A 16,728-nucleotide genomic window follows, 5' to 3' on the forward strand; every position below is an offset into this window, starting at 1 on the left:
ACGAATTCCTTCAGGGTGGGAACCACCCGACGAGCTTGGTAAACAATCGTGGCTAATAAAAGTACGGTCTTCCCAAGAAGCTCCCACTTCAATTTGTGAAGCAAATAAGTGGTGAGTAGTTCACTCGGTCGAACGTTTTTGTCTTACCTCAATTTGAGAATGAAGTGTCTACCTTTTGGGAATAAAGAAGTGTCGAAGAGAGGAGGAAATGAAGATGAAACAACGTGGCTACTTATCGATTCCCGTCGCCGTTGTATTCGCCGTCGTTTTCGGGCTCACCCTCGATAATTGGTGGCTCGGCATTGGAATTGGCATCGCTATGTTTTTTGCGTTTCGAGGAACAAAGAAGAAAGCGTGAAAAGATAATGAACATTTACACACCTTCAGATTGACAATTATTTGAAGACTGCTACCGTTAATGTATAGTCTATCGAAAAGGTCGTGAAGGAATGACGCTCACCGTCTTGTTGCTCAATGCTTGTGTCGCATTCACCGGATTTTATATCATCTCGAAGATTTATCATTCTTCGCTTTTTAATTCGTACCGTCTTCGTAGTTCTGTGATTGGAATACTCGCCGGTGCACTCGGTCTGTTTTTGATGTATAACGCCGTAGAAGCTAACGATATGGTCCGTGTGGATTTACGTCACTTACCGCTCGTGTTGCTTGCTTTTTATGGTGCTCGTTTTCCTTTATTCATTGCGACACTTGTCATCGCCAGTACACGATTTTTGTTCGGAATGACCGAGCAGGCCGTGATTGCGTTTATCGCGACGTTCATCGTCAGCATCGGGATGCTCTGGATTCATCGGCTGCTTCGGGAGCGACTCTTCTTACAGAGTATCTTTTTGAACGTATGGGCGCTCTTCATTATTTCGATTGCCGTCTATATCAATATGGGTTGGAGCACAGCCTATGTATCCCTCGTCTTGTCCATTTGGATGATTGGCATGCTCGTCGGTCTACTCTCGAGTATCCTCACCATCGATTTAGAACAGACGACCCGCCGTGCCATCGAGTACAAACAGTCGTCTGAACGAGACCATTTGACCGGTCTATACAATCGACGTGTGTGGGATCGATATACGGCTTCCATCGGGCAAGAGAATCGGACGTACAATGTACTCGCGCTCGATATCGATCATTTTAAACATGTGAACGATACATATGGTCACGGAAACGGTGATCTCGTCTTACAACAGTTCGCCAACATCTTAAAAGTCGAGACGCGTGCCCATGACACTGTCGCACGAATCGGTGGCGAAGAATTCGTCATCTTGATGTACGATTTGACGCCAGAGAAGGTAGACAAAGTGGCCAACCGGATACGAGAACGGATTGCTGCTGAACTATTCCACTTGAACGATTTTCCACCGATTCAAATCACGACGTCTGTCGGGGTCGCACACGGGACCTCGCTTCCCATCAAGCGGATGGTCGATCTTGCGGATTCGGCGCTCTATCAAGCAAAACATGAAGGGCGCAATCAAGTTGTTGTCTCGACCTATGACACACCACAACCGATCATGACATGAACAAACCCCGCTTCAAGTGAAAGCGGGGTTTGTTGTACTCATTTTGTAAACCGTTCAACCTCATCTGTCATGATGGCCGAAACCGCTATCAGGGGCAGGTCCTTCACATCGTTAATCGTGTAGAGCCGTGTCTCGAGCGTCGTCTGTTGTATCTGATCCCATGCTTTCGAACCGATAAATGCAGGCTGGGCGTGAATCGCCTCGGCCCGAATCGTTTCAGCGAACGAGACGGTGTCCGACTCACCCGTGAGTGTCAACACTGCAAGCCGGGCGACTGGTGCCACATCTCGCATTCGGACGAGCGTTTCACGATTGAATGAGGAGAACACGACACGGTCACCGAGTTCAAACTCGTCAACAGCAAACCAAGCGAGACGTTCGATCCCTGGATACGCATATTGATCCGTCTTCAATTCGATGTTCAGGGTGACGTTGCTTCGTTCAATCAGTCCGAGCACCTCTTCTAACGTTGGGATGCGTTCATAGCCGTCAATCTTCAACTGGCGCAACTCCTGAAGCGTCATGTCTTTCACCCATCCCGTTCCATTTGTCGTCCGGTCGACGGTTTCGTCATGAATGACGACGAGACGCCCGTCCTTCGATAGCTGTACGTCCAGCTCGATTCCGTCCACATAGGGAAGAGCTGCCTCGAACGCGGACAATGTATTTTCCGGGTAATTGGCGCTATAGCCGCGATGTGCGTAAATCAACATGTCACTGCCCCAAGGTGGAAGTTGTCTCATCGGCCGCACGCTTCAATGCTTCTTCGACCGACACCCCTTGATACAAACTTTCCATCGCGTTGACGACACTTTGACGTGATTGCGGGAACGTCGAGATGAGCGCTCCTTGTGTCGCAGGTGATGGTTTCGTCTCACTGAGTTGGTCGACCGTCACTTTCAGTTGTGGATATTTCGCCCACATTTCTTTTACGATCGGTTCATTGTATGCTTCCGGATTGATGGCGAAGTAGCCTGTGTCAACATGCCACTGTGCTTGCGCTTCCGTTGAAGCGACATACTTCATGAACTCCCATGCGCCTTCTTTCGTCTCTTCGGCAATGCCATCACCCATCCAGAGCGATGCCCCGCCGATGACGACGCCTTGACGCTCCGCTTCAGTCGGTACCGGTAAGTACGATGCGCCGATTTCAAAGTCCGCGTTGTCTGCTACCGTACGGATTCCTGCTGACGAATCAAGGTACATGGCAACTTTTCCAGATTGGAATGCCGCGCGCATGTCGTCCCAGTTTTGACCGACGTTTAGGAATGTCTTCTCATCGTACATCTCTTTGATGAGATTGAACGCGTTCTGTCCTTCTTCGCCATCAAACACGGCTTTCGTCGGGTCTCCGCTTCGTCCATTGTCATTGTCGACATACAGTCCACCTTGTGCGGCCAAGAGCTGTTCAAAGAACCAACCGTAGTTGAGCATCGTGAAGCCGGTCTGACCGTCCGTTGTCAACTTCTTCGCCGCCTCTTTCAACTCGTCATATGTGCGTGGTGCTTTCTCTGGATCGAGCCCTGCTTTTTCAAACGCCTCTTTGTTATAGATGAGGATCGGTGTCGAAGAGTTGAACGGCATCGAGTATTGCTTCCCATCGACCTGATAATAACTCAAGATGTTCTCTTCCCATACGCTCGTGTCAAAATCCTCTTTGTCGATGAACTCTTGAACTGGTGTGATTTTGTTCGAATCGATCATGTATTTCGTCCCGACCTCGAACGTCTGCATGATGGCTGGCGCGTCTTCCGAACCGGCGACCGCATTGAATTTCGTCAACGCTTCCTCATATGTTCCTTGGAAGACCGGTTTGACTTCATAGTCGTCTTGCGAAGCGTTGAACGCATCGACTTGACTGTTTAAAGCCGTCTCCAAGTCCCCACTCATCGCATGCCAAAAGACGACCTCTGTCTTTCCGTCTTCTGTCGTCGCCGCGACTGGTGCCGCTTCTTCACTGCCACATGCCCCGAGTAATAACACCGAACTTGCCAACCCTGCGAATAATCCTAACTTTTTCATTTGTCATATCCCCCTATTATTTGATAGCGCCTTGCGTCAATCCTTCTTGCAAGTGCTTTTGTCCTGCGAACAACAATACAAGTGTCGGAATGATAATCAAGATGACTGCTGCCATGACGACGCCCCAATCCGAGGCGACTTCGTTCGACTGCATCTGTTTGATGCCGATTTGGACCGTCCGCGCCTGTTCCGTGTTCGTGACGAGAAGTGGCCATAAATACATATTCCAAGTCGTCAAAAAGCTGTACACCGACAATGTGACGAGCGGTGTCTTCGATACCGGCAAGACGACGTTCCAAAAGAATCGGAAGCGACTGATCCCGGCAATTTGGGACGCCTCGTACATTTCATACGGAATCGTTTTGAACTGTTGCCGAAGTAAGAACGTCCCGAACGCAAGTGCGAAGAACGGCACAGACAGTCCCCAGACGCTATTCAGCCAACCGAGCGACTGGATCGTCAAAAAGTTCGGTACCATCGTCGCTTCCCATGGCACCATCATCGTCGCCAGGAAAAGCATGAAGATGAGCCCTTTTCCTTTAAAGTCGATAAAGACGAATGCGAATGCCGCGAGACTCGACAAGACGACCTGTCCGACCATCACGAGAACCGCGACGACCAAACTGTTGAGCAAATACGTCATCATCGGGATACGCTCGAACGCGGCTACATAGTTTTCCAATGAAGGTTCACGTGGGAGGAGATGTCCCTGAAGCACTTCCTTCCCGTCCATCAGACTGATCGAAAACGCATAGGCGATTGGAAACAGCATGACGACGGCACTCAGGGTGAGTAAGACATAGGCACCTATATTCCGTAATCTCATTGGTAATGCACCTTCCTTTCGACCAGTTTGAACTGGAGCCACGTCAACAGAAGGACGGCGATGAATAATAGCACGGCCTGGGCACTGGCACTGCCGACGTTATAATTGATAAACGCATCTTTGTAGATGGCATAGACGATGACATTCGTCGCATTCGTCGGTCCACCTTTCGTCAATAAATCAATCTGTCCGAACGTCTGGAAGGCGTTGATCAGCGAGATGATCCCGACAAAGAAAAGTGTCGGCGACAACATCGGGATGGTGATCGCCCGAAGCTGTGTCCAATAACTCGTTCCGGCAATGTCCGCACTCTCATATAACGTCCGATCGATGTTTTGCAGACCGCCAAGTAGAATCAAGAACGTAAAGCCGATGTTCATCCAAACGGTCGCAAGTGACACGGAAAGGAGCGCATATTGTGGATCGAGGAGCCACTGTACACCGCTTGCCCCCACAGCCTCGAGGAACCGGTTGAAAATACCGATTGACGGATTGTACATGAACATCCAAATGACCGATGACGCCGCGACGCTCATCCCCATCGTCGCCGAGAACGCTGTTCGAAAGATGCCAATGCCCTTCAGTTTCTCATTGGCGAGGAGTGCGAGACCGAGCGCAATGAGAATCGTGAGCGGGACCGTCAAAAGGACGAATCCGACTGTCGCCTGAATGCTTTGCCAAAATGCGGCACTCGTGAACAGTGTGCTGTAATGACTGACTCCGACAAATTCGAGTGGTGTCCCCTGTGTGTCGGTCCGGAAAAAGCTTAAATAGATCGTTCGCAACAGCGGATAGACGAGAAAGACACCGAACAAGATGATAGACGGAGACAAGTACAACAGACCGCTCGCCGCGTCAGATAGCCGTGTCCGGGCTTTCTCTCTCGGTAAGGCGACCGTCATTGGAACACCTCCAACGCCTCAAATAGTTTCGGTTGTCGTGGCTCGATGCGCTGTCCGTTCGTATCAAATAGCGACATCTGTTTCGAATCCACATAACACGCTACCTTTTCGCCGACCGTGAGCGGCCATTGTCCCGGCCATTTTGCCAACCATTCGTTCCCTCCGACGTCAAAGGCGAGAATCGTCTCGGTCCCGAGCACTTCAATATTTTTCAGTTCTGCGTAAAATGTCACATCTTTGTCCGCTGGCTTGATTTGCTCAGGACGGACACCGAGTGTAGCCTGTGATACTTCCGTCAAGGCATTTGGGTGGAAGATGCGACCGTCCGATGCCATCCAGCCTTTTTCTTGTCGCGTGACCTCAACTAGGTTCATTGGAGGTGAACCGATAAAGGAAGCGACGAACGTATTCGCCGGTTTGTTATATAAGTCGAGCGGCTTTCCGACTTGTTGCACTTCCCCCTCATTGAGGAGCATGATGCGGTCCGCCATCGTCATCGCCTCGACTTGGTCGTGAGTGACATAAATCATCGTCAATCCGAGTTTTCGCTGTAACTGGCGAATCTCTGAACGCATCTTTGCCCGTAGCTTCGCATCTAAGTTCGAGAGCGGCTCATCCATCAGGCAAATCGGTGCCTCAGTCACGATGGCACGTGCCAAGGCGACACGCTGTCGCTGACCTCCAGATAGCTCACGCGGTTTCCGTTTCAGGTAATCGGTGAGCCCGAGTGTTTCCGCTGCCTGTAGGCAACGCTCCCGCTGTTCAAGCTTCGTCAGTCCTTTCGTATGTAGACCGAACGTGATATTTTTCTCCACCGTCATATGTGGGTAAAGGGCGTAGTTTTGGAACACCATCGACAAGTGACGCTCACTCGGCTTCATCCCGTTCGCCGCCACACCGTCGATGCGAAGCGTTCCGCTTGTGATGGATTCGAGCCCGGCTATCATCCGAAGCATCGTACTCTTCCCGCAGCCGGACGGACCGACGAGTGCGAAGAACTCTCCTGCTTCAATCGTCACGTCAATCCCTCGAATGACTTCCGTCTCCCCGAATGATTTTGTCAGTTGTTGTAGTTGAATCGATTTCATGCTAATTCCTCCTTCTGACTTTGTACGTTCCAAAGTCGTTCATCCCCGGTCGATACGGCGAATGCCCCATGATCGAGGGCGCGATGCACATCAATCGGTTGACGAATCATGCCACCCGTCACAATCGGAAAGGAGACTTCCTGGGAAATCTTCTCGACCACGCTCGGAATCAGACCCGGCATAAGTTCAATCGCATCCGGTTGTTGCGCCTCTGCGAGCTTGAGTCCGCTCGTGACCGCGTCCGAGTCGACGAGAAAGAGTCGTTGTACCGTCAAGAGCCCCGCTCGCTTCGCATGCTGGAGCACGGATGCTTTCGTCGTGACAATCCCATCGGCACCGACACGTTTGGCAAGATAATCGATCCCGTCCCGATCGAGACTGATTCCATTGATTCGCTCCGCGTGGAGGAAGACCGTTCGATTCTCTCGCTTTAAGTGCGCCACATAGCGGTCGAGCGTACTGAGCGTTCCCATCATGAGAAACGTCGTCGTCACATCCGTCCGTAAAAACGCCTCGATTTGTTTTGGACTTTTGATGGAGGCAATCATCCGTTCTTGTCCGATCCGTGCAATCGCATCATTCACTTGAATCATCCTCTCTTCAAAAAAGGACCAACAGAAACGACACGTCATCAACGTACGGGCTTCTGTTGGTCTCTCAAAGGTTCTACCGGTAACTATTCACTTGGAGTGAGGGGGTCTCACAGCTCTTATCGTAACGAATGATTGTAAAGCTATGATAAAGGAATTGCTAAGTTTCATGAAGAGAACGTAAAAAAACCGATTCACGGGGAGTCGGTCAATGTCTGTTCGGCTTTCGCTAAGATGTCGGCTTTCACGTCATTATCCCGTCCCTGCCAATTACGGACCATCATCTTCATCCGCTGGTTTTTCGAGAATCGTTCTTCGTGACGATCGATGAACCGCCAATAGAGGGCGTTGAACGGACAGGCGTCGTCTTCTGTTGTATGTTTTGGGTTGTATGGGCAATCCCGACAGTAGTCACTCATCCGGTCGATATATTTTCCGGAAGCGACATACGGTTTTGTGGCGAGCTTTCCACCGTCCGCATGAAGAGCCATCCCGAGTACGTTCGGTAAGACGACCCAGTCATAGGCATCGATATACATCTCGTTAAACCAGTCGCTCGTCTGCTTCGGATTGATTTCAAACAATGTCGCATAGTTTCCGAGCACCATCAGTCGCTGGATATGATGATTGTGGGCATGTGCGACAACCGGTTTCAAACTTTGATGCAGACAGTTCAACTCCGTCTTCGCATCCCAGAAGAAGGACGGTAAGTCGCGTTCATGCTTGAACGTGTTCACGTCTTCATAACCGGGCATGACAGAAAGATAGACGGCGCGCATGTACTCTCGCCAACCGAGGATTTGCCGGACGAATCCTTCAATCGACGATAGCGGTGCATCCGCCTGACATGCCGCATCAACAACTTCTCGCGGTGTCAGTAAACCGATATTGATGGCAGCCGACAACAGGCTGTGTGACATCTCGGGTTCATCCGTCATCATTGCATCTTGATACGGACCGAACGTTTCAAGTCGTTCTTCTACGAACTGTTTTAGCGCACGTCTCGCCTCGGCATGTGTGACCGGCCAATGGAACGAGGTCACCTCCCCCGGATGTTCCGAGAACGTCGACTCGACTTTTTCGATAACGTCTTTCGTGATCGAATCTGGACGGAAATGGATGGCAGATGGAAACGATAGTCCTTCGTTCGGCGGTTTTCGGTTATCCGCATCAAACGACCATTTCCCGCCACGTGGCTTCCCCTCTTCGAGCAAGACATCGAATCGCTTCCGCATGTGACGATAAAAACGATCCATCCGCCACGGCTCATTACCGAGCGTCTCGGTCGCTTCCTCTTTTGATAAGTAGAAGAGCGGGACATCCGTATGTTCGATCAGTTTATGCTTCTTCCCAAATTGTTTCAGTTTTTTCGCCATCGGTTCGTCCGTGACGGCGGTGACATGAATTTCGTCCGGATTGTACTGTTTCACATGATTGTCCCACGCCTCTTGGAACGAATCCGCCTCATGATAATCCACGGTGTATCCTTTATCGCGCAATTCTTCAGCAAAGTGTCGCATCGCAGAGAAGATGAGGACGAGCTTTTGTTTATGGTACGGACGCCACGTCGCGCGCGACGTCGCCTCAATCATGACGATGACATCATCTTCTTTCATATCCTTCAGCATCGCAAGTTCGTGCGAGAGTTGGTTGCCGAGTATCCAAAATGAACGCATGTTGTTGACTCCTTTGTCTCATCGATGTGCTACAATCGAGCTACTTTCGAAGTGAGGTGATGATGTGTTACCACAAGTGCTACTGAAATGGATTGACAGTCAATACGAGAATCCAAGGGGTCCCGTCGGAAAGTATATCGGGGAAAAGATGGTACGCCAACACCGGGTCGAAGTCGAATGGACGATTGAACAGTTAGACATTCAACCCGGTACAACCGTTCTAGAGCTCGGGTGCGGGGCCGGCGATGCGATGGCAACCATCCTTCAACGACATCCTGACGTACATGTCATGGGTCTCGACCGATCTAAAACAATCATCGATTCAGCAAGACAGCGCAATCAGGCTTCGATTCATACAAAACGGGCCAACTTGATCCAAGGAGATTTGCATCAGCTCGAGGTGACGGACGCATCCATCGATCACGTGTTCAGCATTCACACACTATATTTCTGGAGAGATGTCACGACCGTTCTGTCTGAAATCGAACGCGTCTTGAAACCGAATGGCACCTTTGTCATCACCTACTGTGACGGGAAAGGTGATGTCGAATGGAACGACATCTCCGAGATGGTTCGGAATCAATTCATCCCCGCAGCGGTGAGTCTCGGATTCAAGGACGTATCGGTACAACGTGGACCGGACTCCCGTGATTATCATACGGTCGCCGTTACGGGATGCACACTGAACTCTTAATCACTACCCGTTTTTCATTCGATCCTTTCACGCCAATCGGTTCGTTGGTGCTGAATGCGAAAACAGAAGGCTAAACCAATCGTAATCCATCGGTTTAGCCTTCTGACGTTATTTATAAAACTTGTACGTGTTCTTCCCGCTCGATTTAGATTGATACAGTGCAATGTCTGCCTCTTTCAATAATCGACCGAGGTCCGCCTGTTCGTTGGAATCATATTGAGCGATGCCGATGCTCGCTGATAACGGGAGATGGTCGTCCCATTCTTTCAATACATACAAGATCTGTTCAGCATACCCAATGACAGTCTCTTTGGATAACGCATGTGCGATTTTAATAAGGAATTCATCCCCACCTAAACGATACACTCTCGAATCAGGTATCGGCTCCATCAAACGTCTCAGACGAAGCGCCACTTCTTTCAAGACGAGGTCCCCTTCATCATGACCGAATGTGTCATTCACCCATTTGAACCCATCTAAATCAATTAAAAACAGTGCCCCACCTTGATTCGGATTCGTCTCAAAATAGTTAGACAAGTAATGTCGGTTATAAAGATCCGTCAATTCATCCCGTGAGGCACGACGTTCAAGTTCTAAATAGTAACTGAACATACGAACCACGCGCTTCAACAAGCGGACACTTTTTGAATCGTACTGGGCGCTTTTATGATTGGCGACACAGAGCGTACCGAAAATATCCCCGTTCTTCGTCAGAATCGGGATTCCCAAATACGACTTGATGTTCACTTCGCGCAGTAATGACTGAAGTCGCGTCGATTCAATCTGCGATTCGATGTCTTCATACATCAAAACTTCTCGTTGATTGAAATCGATTCGATTACATACCGTATCCTTCAAATCAAAGGACATGCCTTCTTCAAGTAGGATAGGAGAATCTTGTGAGGATAGTTTGAGTATATGTTGGGTGTCATTCTCAATTGACGTGAGATAGACTAGTTTATCTGGTACTATTTCTTTTGCTAACTCAATCAAGTCAATCGCTAGCTCATCAAAATTCCGATACATTTGAAACTCATATGAGTGCATATGGCACCTCCACTCGAAAAAAATCATCCATACTCATTATATCGAACTCTTCAACCGTTTCCTTTACTTACATCGAACAACATAAAAAAATACCTCGGACGCGGATTGGAACCCCTACGTCATGAGGCATTTTCATATAATCAGACTCATCCCCGACTCTTCCGTGTCAACGTCAATCCACCAAATCCACTGATGACAGCGATGTAAAATCCTAAATCATAGAACCAACCGGTATTGTTCACTTCATACACGCGATATGTGTCATTGAACAATCCTAAAATGAGTGACACTGGTGCAATCCATCCATGCCAGATGCCCCAGAAAAAACCTGCCGGATCCGTCGTGTAAGTCCCGTCACCCGGAACACAACCTCCGAGTAGTGTAACAAGTGTCAGCATGATGAGTATGATTCCAAATCGTTTCATCTTTCATCCCTCCTATAATGGGTATTCCCGTTTCTCCTAAAAAAAGCACTGACAAACGTCAGCGCCAAAGTTGAACCGTATTCGCAAACTCGATATCTGTCGCCAATTCACCGTCAAGTGCATGAAGATCGAAATCTTCCCCATCGAGCCATTTTTGGAAGTCGAAGATGACCGGGTCACGGTCTCCACCGAGCGCAAACCAGGTCTCGAGCGTTTCAGGGAAATAAGCAGCCGTATGAATCGTTCCCGCCCAACTCCTGTACAATTCTGAAAAGACGCCCTTGTCGGTGTCGTTCATGAGACGGAATGCGCTCTCCGCATCTTGAATCAAGTGTTGCACGACTTTGATTTCCATCATGCGACGAGTCGAATCATCAAGATGATAGCGATTCTCGTGTTGGAGTAGTTCAAAATGGTTCGTACAGATATTCGATTCCCGTACTTGGATGTCTCGAGGCGTCGCCTCGATTACACGTGTTTTCGATGATTTGTCATGGACGACGTATGTGAATGACCCGCGATGCGGAATCTCTTTTAATAAATCGACTGCTTCTTCCACCGTCGCACATGTTTCTAGAATGATTCGTCCAATCATTTGACAGACAAATCCGTCCCCGGGTCGACGACGATTGATGAAATTGTAGCCCATGGCAAGTCCTTTTTCATTCATTCCGTCCATACGTCCGGTGACACGAGAGACCGGTCCGATGACCGCATACCCGTCATCCGGTTGAAAGACGTTGTATCGACCGTCATACGTCATCGGGTGATAATCGTAATTCCGAACGAGAAAGTTATCCCCCGTCAAAATCGAACAGCCGCTGATTGGATTGTTGACTCGAAAATGTCCGAAATGAAGTAACGTGTCATTGAGCGACAGCTTCAGCTCATCTTGTAACCCAATCAACTCCTCCCAAATCTTTGGAGCAAATTCATCGAAGGCAGCCTTCGCCTCAGTCGCATCAATCTCAAATCGCGGAACGCGTAGTTTCCACTGATCCGTCCGATTTTCGAGCAATTGACTGCGCTTAATATATTTTCCTTGAAATCGTCCGAAGTCATAATGACTTCCCCGAAACTGTGTCAGTTCACTAGAGAATTGTTGCATGAAAAAACCTCCCTTGCGCCCATTATAGCGGACGCACGAGAGGTCTGTCTGAAGTGAGACTGTTTATAACTTGAACTGTTGACTCATTCGTTGCATGTCCTCTGCCGTGCTCGACAAATCTTTTACGAGACGATTCATCGTCTCACTCGTCGCCGACATCTGTTCCGTCGAAGCAGCCACTTCCTCATTTCCGGCTGTACTTTCTTCTGAAATCGAAGCAATTTCAGACAGTCCATGTTGAATGTGATCCTGGTTCGTCTTCACTCGATCGAGTTGGCCACGCATCGAACTCGTCAACTGTTGCATGTGACGAACGCTCTGTTCGATTTCAGTGAATGCAAGCTTCGTCGATTCAAGTGTCGCTTTCCCTTCCTCTGCAGCTGTCATGCTCTCTGTAAAGGTTTGACCGAGCGCAATCGAGTTTTGTTTGACGCTTCCGACGATTTCCGAAATTTCACTGACAGACTCAGCGACACTATCCGAAAGTTTCCGAATCTCCGAGGCGACGACGGCAAACCCTTTTCCGTGTTCACCGGCCCGAGCCGCTTCAATCGCTGCATTGAGTGCAAGCAAGTTTGTCTGTTGTGAAATTTGACGAATCATCGTGACCAGTTCCGTCACCTCGTCCGCTTGTTGTTCAAAGTCGCGGACTTGTCCTTGTGATGTTTTTACTTGCGCATGAATGTGAGTCATTTGATTGACGGCACTCTCCATGTAACGTAGACCATCCATCGTCACCCGACTGACGACTTCCGCCTGTTCACTCACTTGTTCTCCGTCTGATGTCGTTTGCTCGACAAGTGTCGAAAATTCATTCATATGTCCGTAAAGACGCATCGTCAAGACACTTTGATTCTCAACACCGCTTGCGATTTCTTCCATCGTATAGGCAATTTGGCGAGAGGCATCATTTACCTCTTCTGAGATACCTGAAACGTTGCCACTCTCATCCCGTACCGTCTGTGCCGACGTTTGAATGCCGGAAATCAAATCTTTTAACATATGTGTCATCTTCTCCATCGACACCGTCAGACGTTTGATTTCGTCATTAGATTTTAACTTAATACCTTCAACCGCAGTCGTCGCTGTCGCCAAATCACCTTCAGCAATGGATGTGGCCACACGCTCTAATGCTTGGAGCGGACGCAATTTCCAGCCAAGATAACGCCAGATGATGATTCCCGAAACGACAAGGAGCACGAGTAAACCGATTAAGATTGGAACTAGACTCTCTTTTAAGACATCTCCTGTAATCGCGGAGACCTCAGTAGCCGCTTTATCAATTCCGAGTACCCCAACTACCTCGTTCCCTTGTTTAATCGGGACAAGCACCGTCACATACTTCCCGTACTTCGGATCATCGATGACATCGGTTGCGACGGTCTCACCTTGGAATGCGGGCTTTGCTCCTTCATACGTCATCGCTGTAGTCGGAGAACCGATTTCTGCGGCATCTGCCTCGTTCAAACCATCTACGATGATTTGGACTTCCTCGCCCTCTGTGGCAATCGTGTAGACATACATCGCACCGATTTGCTGACGATATGCATCTAAGTATTCACGAAACTGCTCATACTGCTCATTTTTTGACGGATTCGCTACGAAGGATGCATAGGCATCGACATCCAACGATTTCCTAATCCGTTCACCATCTTCAATTAACGTCGCATGTAACGTACTGAGTACGGAATGCTTCGTACTGAAGTATTGCACTACTCCAAACAAAATGATGAGCAACGTGACGAAGACTAACATTGATGCTAGAATGCGCGTCTGTAACGACTGTGATTTCTGTTTCATCTCAAAATTCCTCCATTCTCTCCTTACTCTTTTTATCGGATAGAATAGATTTATCTCCACAAAAAAACAGGCGATTTTCGACAACATCGCCTGTTTCTTATTCACCATTTGTCGAATTAATGACTTCGAGTGGTATCGTGACTTCCGATTCACCTTCTTCAACGAGATGGAAGAGTGGAAGTGTCTCTGATACGAACAGATCCGGGTCTACGTCCGTCTGATACTCATACGTCCGAATATCCTCTTCACGCTCTGCAATCAGTTCACCAAATGGAATCGCAACGCGTTCGCCTTCGACCTCATAACTCATGACCGTCGTCGGATCAAGACGACGATTTTCGAGCATTCGAATCGTGAAGAGCATCGTCGTGTTATTCGTTCGTTCAAGAGAAACGGCGATTGCATCGGACTGTCCTGCACGTTTATCAATCATCGTTTCATCCACATTTTGCTCGTAAACGACGTTCTCTTCACTCGACTCTTCTGTCTGGAGCTGCTGACAACCCACAATCGTCATCAAGCCAACTAATAATACAATGACTAAAGCACGCATCCCATTTCTCCTTACTTCAAGGCGAAAGTGAGTTCTGCTTCACAAGCAACTTCTCCGTCGACCGTGGCCACGGCACGTCCTTTACCGATTGGTCCACGAATTTTCATGATTTCTACCTCGAGGCGAAGTTGATCACCCGGGACGACTTGGCGTTTGAAACGGCAGTTGTCAATCCCTGCAAAAAAGGCGAGCTTGCCTCGATTCGATTCGTCTTTCAACATTGCAAAAGCACCGACTTGTGCGAGTGCTTCAACAATCAAGACACCTGGCATGACATTATAGTCTGGGAAATGCCCGTTAAAGAACTCTTCATTCGCCGTGACATTTTTTAATCCAACAGCACGCTTCTTTTCCTCGACTTCGATAATTCGATCAATTAACAGAAACGGGTATCTGTGTGGGATTACTTCTTTGATTTGCTCAATTGTATACATCCATCCACCGCCTTTAAGAGGTTAGCCAAAAATCGGTGATATGGCGCCAGGTCTCGATGTCAAATACATCTTTCCAATCGCCTCCGCCAATGACGCTATATCCGATGACCGCTCCGAGGGCGAGCATCGCGATTGCCAACACTAAAACAACGAGCACGCGCAGTAAAATCGGGAATCGACGATGATTCGATAATCGCGATTGCTTTGTCTGCTTCGTCTCTTGTTCTGGTGAACCTTTTTGTTCTTCCGAACTCGTCTGTTCATCGTTCGACACGTCCAACCATCCTTTCAGCTAAAATGATTATATCATATTAGTACCTGGTATTAAAATGCGTAAATTGCTACCTTTTTAGTGTACCCTATGCAGAAAAGTCGAACAAGCATCCTTCCCTTATAGAAGTCGAACGATTTATTTATTTCTTCCTTTCAAATATGCTACGCTTAAATTATTCAACGTCAGGAGGTTTGTTTATGTGGAAAGAATTTAAAAAATTCGCGATGCGTGGGAATGTCATCGACTTGGCGATTGCTGTCGTACTTGGTGCAGCGTTCACTGCCATCGTGAACTCACTCGTCAATGATATCTTTATGCCGCTTCTCGGAATCATTATTGGAGGAATCGATTTTTCTGGCTTAAAAGCAAGTGTACTCGGAGTGGATGTGTTATATGGCAATTTTATTCAACAGATTGTGTCCTTCTTCTTGATCGCCATCGCCCTCTTCTTGGTTGTCAAAGTCATCAATCGTTTACAGCGTGAAAAAGAAGTGGAGGAAGCTGCTATTCCGACCCCAACGAAAGAAGAGCAACTGTTGACAGAGATTCGTGATCTGCTAAAAGATCGTTCTTTATGAATGCGAAGGCGCCCGACTACTGTCGTGGCGCCTTTTCAATGAGGTGACGCACGCGTTGGACCGCATTCGTCAATAGTGGAGCTGCTTCCCAAATCGCTTCTTCTAACGTCATGATCCGAGACACGATTGGAAAAATGGCGACGATGCCGGACTCCATATGCGATGTGTAATCGGACTGTCCAGTGAAGACGAGGGTCGGGACCCCATGCGTATGTGCAAGGCGCGCCAACCCATACGGTGCCTTTCCCTCAAAGCTTTGCGCGTCAAATTTACCCTCTCCTGTAATCAGCCAATCTGCTTTTTCTAACTGTTCTTCGAGCTTAGACCAACTGACCACTTCTTCGACGCCACTCACGTAGATTGCACCAAGCTGCAATAGCGCAAAGCCGATGCCGCCAGCCGCCCCTGCTCCAGGAAGTGCTCTTCTATCTACTTCAAAACAGTTCGCGTAGTGATCCAGGATCCGGTCATATCGCTTCACTACATCTGCCGCCAATCCTTTCTGGGGGCCGAACACATAGGCTGCTCCGCTTTCACCAATCAATGGGTTCTGTACATCGGAAGACATTCTCCATACGACCTCGCGCGCACGCGGATGAAGACCGGACCAATCAATTGATGCCACTTCTTCTACTCGATGGGGGATGGTCGATAGCACAGCACCGTTCGCATCGAGAAAACGAACACCTAACGCCTCAAGCAATCCTTTTCCACCATCCATCGTCCCGCTCCCTCCGAGCCCGACGGTGATGATCCTCGCCCCACGCTCTAGCGCTTGAACGATCTGTTCACCGACTCCGACTGAACTGTAGCGCCACGGATTGACATGAGCGAGGAGTGTCAATCCTGCTGTTTCCGCCACTTCGATTACCGCGTGCCTCGTTGACGGCTCGAAACCAAAACGTGCAACGCGCTGTATTCCATCCAAGCACACGACATTTTCTTCTATAATGGTTCCTTCTGCATGTGTCGCAATCCAAGCATCCAAAAAACCTTCTCCTCCGTCAGAGATCGGTATGATGGTGAGCTCATGCCCTTCAAGCGCACGAAGGACCGCTTGATTTGCTTCCATACTCGAAAGTGAGCCTTTGAATGAATCCATCGCGACTACAATCCGCATTGATTCTTCTCCCCCTTTGTCTATAAAAAAACCGCTTCTCGGCTCGAGAAGCGGTA

19 protein-coding genes are annotated in these 16,728 nt (G+C 48.7%); 4 read left to right on the plus strand and 15 right to left on the minus strand.

The annotated features are described in order from the left end of the window. The first annotated feature begins 214 nt into the window (after nucleotides 1-214). Both KNO71_RS04875 and KNO71_RS04880 read left to right on the plus strand, forming a co-directional pair. Nucleotides 215-358, plus strand: coding sequence for a hypothetical protein (locus KNO71_RS04875; protein ID WP_026825140.1), 144 nt, complete (start codon nucleotides 215-217; stop codon nucleotides 356-358). Between the two features lie 91 nt (nucleotides 359-449). Next, nucleotides 450-1,535 (plus strand): GGDEF domain-containing protein, encoded by a 1,086-nt coding sequence (locus tag KNO71_RS04880; RefSeq protein WP_078147635.1) that lies wholly within the window; start codon nucleotides 450-452, stop codon nucleotides 1,533-1,535. A 38-nt stretch (nucleotides 1,536-1,573) separates the two neighbouring features. Here the strand turns inward: KNO71_RS04880 and KNO71_RS04885 are convergent, their stop codons facing one another. The 7 genes from KNO71_RS04885 to KNO71_RS04915 all read right to left on the minus strand — a co-directional run bounded on the left by KNO71_RS04885 (nucleotide 1,574) and on the right by KNO71_RS04915 (nucleotide 8,639). Beyond that, nucleotides 1,574-2,248 (minus strand): glycerophosphodiester phosphodiesterase, encoded by a 675-nt coding sequence (locus KNO71_RS04885; protein ID WP_214687528.1) that lies wholly within the window; start codon nucleotides 2,246-2,248, stop codon nucleotides 1,574-1,576. A 1-nt stretch (nucleotide 2,249) separates the two neighbouring features. Next, nucleotides 2,250-3,557 carry an ABC transporter substrate-binding protein gene (locus KNO71_RS04890; RefSeq protein WP_214687529.1) on the minus strand — a complete coding sequence of 436 codons (1,308 nt, stop codon included), beginning with the start codon at nucleotides 3,555-3,557 and terminating at the stop codon, nucleotides 2,250-2,252. A 16-nt stretch (nucleotides 3,558-3,573) separates the two neighbouring features. After that, nucleotides 3,574-4,383, minus strand: a complete 810-nt coding sequence (locus KNO71_RS04895; RefSeq protein WP_078147638.1) for a carbohydrate ABC transporter permease — start codon at nucleotides 4,381-4,383, stop codon at nucleotides 3,574-3,576. Continuing rightward, entirely contained in the window at nucleotides 4,380-5,285 is a 906-nt protein-coding gene (locus KNO71_RS04900) for a carbohydrate ABC transporter permease (RefSeq protein WP_214687530.1), read from the minus strand. Before KNO71_RS04900 ends, KNO71_RS04895 begins: the two co-directional genes overlap by 4 nt. After that, nucleotides 5,282-6,373 carry an ABC transporter ATP-binding protein gene (locus KNO71_RS04905; protein ID WP_214687531.1) on the minus strand — a complete coding sequence of 364 codons (1,092 nt, stop codon included), beginning with the start codon at nucleotides 6,371-6,373 and terminating at the stop codon, nucleotides 5,282-5,284. Before KNO71_RS04905 ends, KNO71_RS04900 begins: the two co-directional genes overlap by 4 nt. After that, the gene (locus tag KNO71_RS04910; RefSeq protein ID WP_214687532.1) at nucleotides 6,370-6,966 is read right to left on the minus strand and encodes a glycerol-3-phosphate responsive antiterminator; all 597 of its coding nucleotides are present in this window, start codon (nucleotides 6,964-6,966) and stop codon (nucleotides 6,370-6,372) included. Before KNO71_RS04910 ends, KNO71_RS04905 begins: the two co-directional genes overlap by 4 nt. 191 nt (nucleotides 6,967-7,157) lie before the next feature. After that, nucleotides 7,158-8,639: a cryptochrome/photolyase family protein gene (locus KNO71_RS04915; RefSeq protein ID WP_214687534.1), complete on the minus strand. Its 1,482-nt coding sequence runs from the start codon at nucleotides 8,637-8,639 to the stop codon at nucleotides 7,158-7,160. Between the two features lie 64 nt (nucleotides 8,640-8,703). On the opposite strand from KNO71_RS04915, the gene KNO71_RS04920 reads away from it, so the two are divergent. Next, a complete protein-coding gene (locus tag KNO71_RS04920) occupies nucleotides 8,704-9,333 on the plus strand; it encodes a class I SAM-dependent methyltransferase (protein WP_214687536.1) in 630 nt (209 codons plus the stop codon). 108 nt (nucleotides 9,334-9,441) lie between these two features. On the opposite strand, the gene KNO71_RS04925 is transcribed toward KNO71_RS04920, so the two are convergent. The 7 genes from KNO71_RS04925 to KNO71_RS17765 all read right to left on the minus strand — a co-directional run bounded on the left by KNO71_RS04925 (nucleotide 9,442) and on the right by KNO71_RS17765 (nucleotide 14,974). Further along, entirely contained in the window at nucleotides 9,442-10,380 is a 939-nt protein-coding gene (locus KNO71_RS04925; protein WP_214687538.1) for a sensor domain-containing diguanylate cyclase, read from the minus strand. A gap of 146 nt (nucleotides 10,381-10,526) precedes the next feature. Beyond that, nucleotides 10,527-10,805, minus strand: coding sequence for a hypothetical protein (locus tag KNO71_RS04930; protein WP_214686241.1), 279 nt, complete (start codon nucleotides 10,803-10,805; stop codon nucleotides 10,527-10,529). A 58-nt stretch (nucleotides 10,806-10,863) separates the two neighbouring features. After that, nucleotides 10,864-11,913 (minus strand): C45 family autoproteolytic acyltransferase/hydrolase, encoded by a 1,050-nt coding sequence (locus KNO71_RS04935; RefSeq protein WP_214686248.1) that lies wholly within the window; start codon nucleotides 11,911-11,913, stop codon nucleotides 10,864-10,866. A gap of 63 nt (nucleotides 11,914-11,976) precedes the next feature. Further along, nucleotides 11,977-13,713 (minus strand): methyl-accepting chemotaxis protein, encoded by a 1,737-nt coding sequence (locus KNO71_RS04940; RefSeq protein ID WP_214687540.1) that lies wholly within the window; start codon nucleotides 13,711-13,713, stop codon nucleotides 11,977-11,979. Nucleotides 13,714-13,810: 97 nt separating this feature from the next. After that, nucleotides 13,811-14,266: a hypothetical protein gene (locus KNO71_RS04945; protein ID WP_012727337.1), complete on the minus strand. Its 456-nt coding sequence runs from the start codon at nucleotides 14,264-14,266 to the stop codon at nucleotides 13,811-13,813. A gap of 11 nt (nucleotides 14,267-14,277) precedes the next feature. Next, entirely contained in the window at nucleotides 14,278-14,700 is a 423-nt protein-coding gene (fabZ, locus tag KNO71_RS04950; protein ID WP_031422282.1) for a 3-hydroxyacyl-ACP dehydratase FabZ, read from the minus strand. A 13-nt stretch (nucleotides 14,701-14,713) separates the two neighbouring features. Next, nucleotides 14,714-14,974, minus strand: coding sequence for a DNA-directed RNA polymerase subunit beta (locus KNO71_RS17765; protein ID WP_078147647.1), 261 nt, complete (start codon nucleotides 14,972-14,974; stop codon nucleotides 14,714-14,716). A gap of 197 nt (nucleotides 14,975-15,171) precedes the next feature. Between KNO71_RS17765 and mscL the strand changes: the two genes are divergently transcribed. Beyond that, the gene (mscL, locus tag KNO71_RS04960; protein ID WP_214687542.1) at nucleotides 15,172-15,552 is read left to right on the plus strand and encodes a large conductance mechanosensitive channel protein MscL; all 381 of its coding nucleotides are present in this window, start codon (nucleotides 15,172-15,174) and stop codon (nucleotides 15,550-15,552) included. A 16-nt stretch (nucleotides 15,553-15,568) separates the two neighbouring features. Here mscL and KNO71_RS04965 read toward each other — a convergent pair whose 3' ends face one another. Then, nucleotides 15,569-16,672, minus strand: a complete 1,104-nt coding sequence (locus tag KNO71_RS04965) for a glycerate kinase family protein (RefSeq protein ID WP_214687544.1) — start codon at nucleotides 16,670-16,672, stop codon at nucleotides 15,569-15,571. Nucleotides 16,673-16,728: the final 56 nt, after the last annotated feature.

Origin of the sequence: Exiguobacterium sp. s163 (assembly GCF_018617135.1) — a bacterium.
Classification (GTDB): domain Bacteria; phylum Bacillota; class Bacilli; order Exiguobacteriales; family Exiguobacteriaceae; genus Exiguobacterium; species Exiguobacterium profundum.

Excerpts from the sequence above, each read along its gene's own strand:
- KNO71_RS04875 (WP_026825140.1), top strand. The coding sequence starts at position 215 with ATGAAACAACGTGGCTACTTATCGATTCCCGTCGCCGTTGTATTCGCC.
- KNO71_RS04880 (WP_078147635.1), top strand. The coding sequence starts at position 450 with ATGACGCTCACCGTCTTGTTGCTCAATGCTTGTGTCGCATTCACCGGA.
- KNO71_RS04885 (WP_214687528.1), bottom strand. The coding sequence starts at position 2,248 with ATGTTGATTTACGCACATCGCGGCTATAGCGCCAATTACCCGGAAAAT.
- KNO71_RS04890 (WP_214687529.1), bottom strand. The coding sequence starts at position 3,557 with ATGAAAAAGTTAGGATTATTCGCAGGGTTGGCAAGTTCGGTGTTATTA.
- KNO71_RS04895 (WP_078147638.1), bottom strand. The coding sequence starts at position 4,383 with ATGAGATTACGGAATATAGGTGCCTATGTCTTACTCACCCTGAGTGCC.
- KNO71_RS04900 (WP_214687530.1), bottom strand. The coding sequence starts at position 5,285 with ATGACGGTCGCCTTACCGAGAGAGAAAGCCCGGACACGGCTATCTGAC.
- KNO71_RS04905 (WP_214687531.1), bottom strand. The coding sequence starts at position 6,373 with ATGAAATCGATTCAACTACAACAACTGACAAAATCATTCGGGGAGACG.
- KNO71_RS04910 (WP_214687532.1), bottom strand. The coding sequence starts at position 6,966 with ATGATTCAAGTGAATGATGCGATTGCACGGATCGGACAAGAACGGATG.
- KNO71_RS04915 (WP_214687534.1), bottom strand. The coding sequence starts at position 8,639 with ATGCGTTCATTTTGGATACTCGGCAACCAACTCTCGCACGAACTTGCG.
- KNO71_RS04925 (WP_214687538.1), bottom strand. The coding sequence starts at position 10,380 with ATGCACTCATATGAGTTTCAAATGTATCGGAATTTTGATGAGCTAGCG.
- KNO71_RS04930 (WP_214686241.1), bottom strand. The coding sequence starts at position 10,805 with ATGAAACGATTTGGAATCATACTCATCATGCTGACACTTGTTACACTA.
- KNO71_RS04935 (WP_214686248.1), bottom strand. The coding sequence starts at position 11,913 with ATGCAACAATTCTCTAGTGAACTGACACAGTTTCGGGGAAGTCATTAT.
- KNO71_RS04940 (WP_214687540.1), bottom strand. The coding sequence starts at position 13,713 with ATGAAACAGAAATCACAGTCGTTACAGACGCGCATTCTAGCATCAATG.
- KNO71_RS04945 (WP_012727337.1), bottom strand. The coding sequence starts at position 14,266 with ATGCGTGCTTTAGTCATTGTATTATTAGTTGGCTTGATGACGATTGTG.
- fabZ (WP_031422282.1), bottom strand. The coding sequence starts at position 14,700 with ATGTATACAATTGAGCAAATCAAAGAAGTAATCCCACACAGATACCCG.
- mscL (WP_214687542.1), top strand. The coding sequence starts at position 15,172 with ATGTGGAAAGAATTTAAAAAATTCGCGATGCGTGGGAATGTCATCGAC.
- KNO71_RS04965 (WP_214687544.1), bottom strand. The coding sequence starts at position 16,672 with ATGCGGATTGTAGTCGCGATGGATTCATTCAAAGGCTCACTTTCGAGT.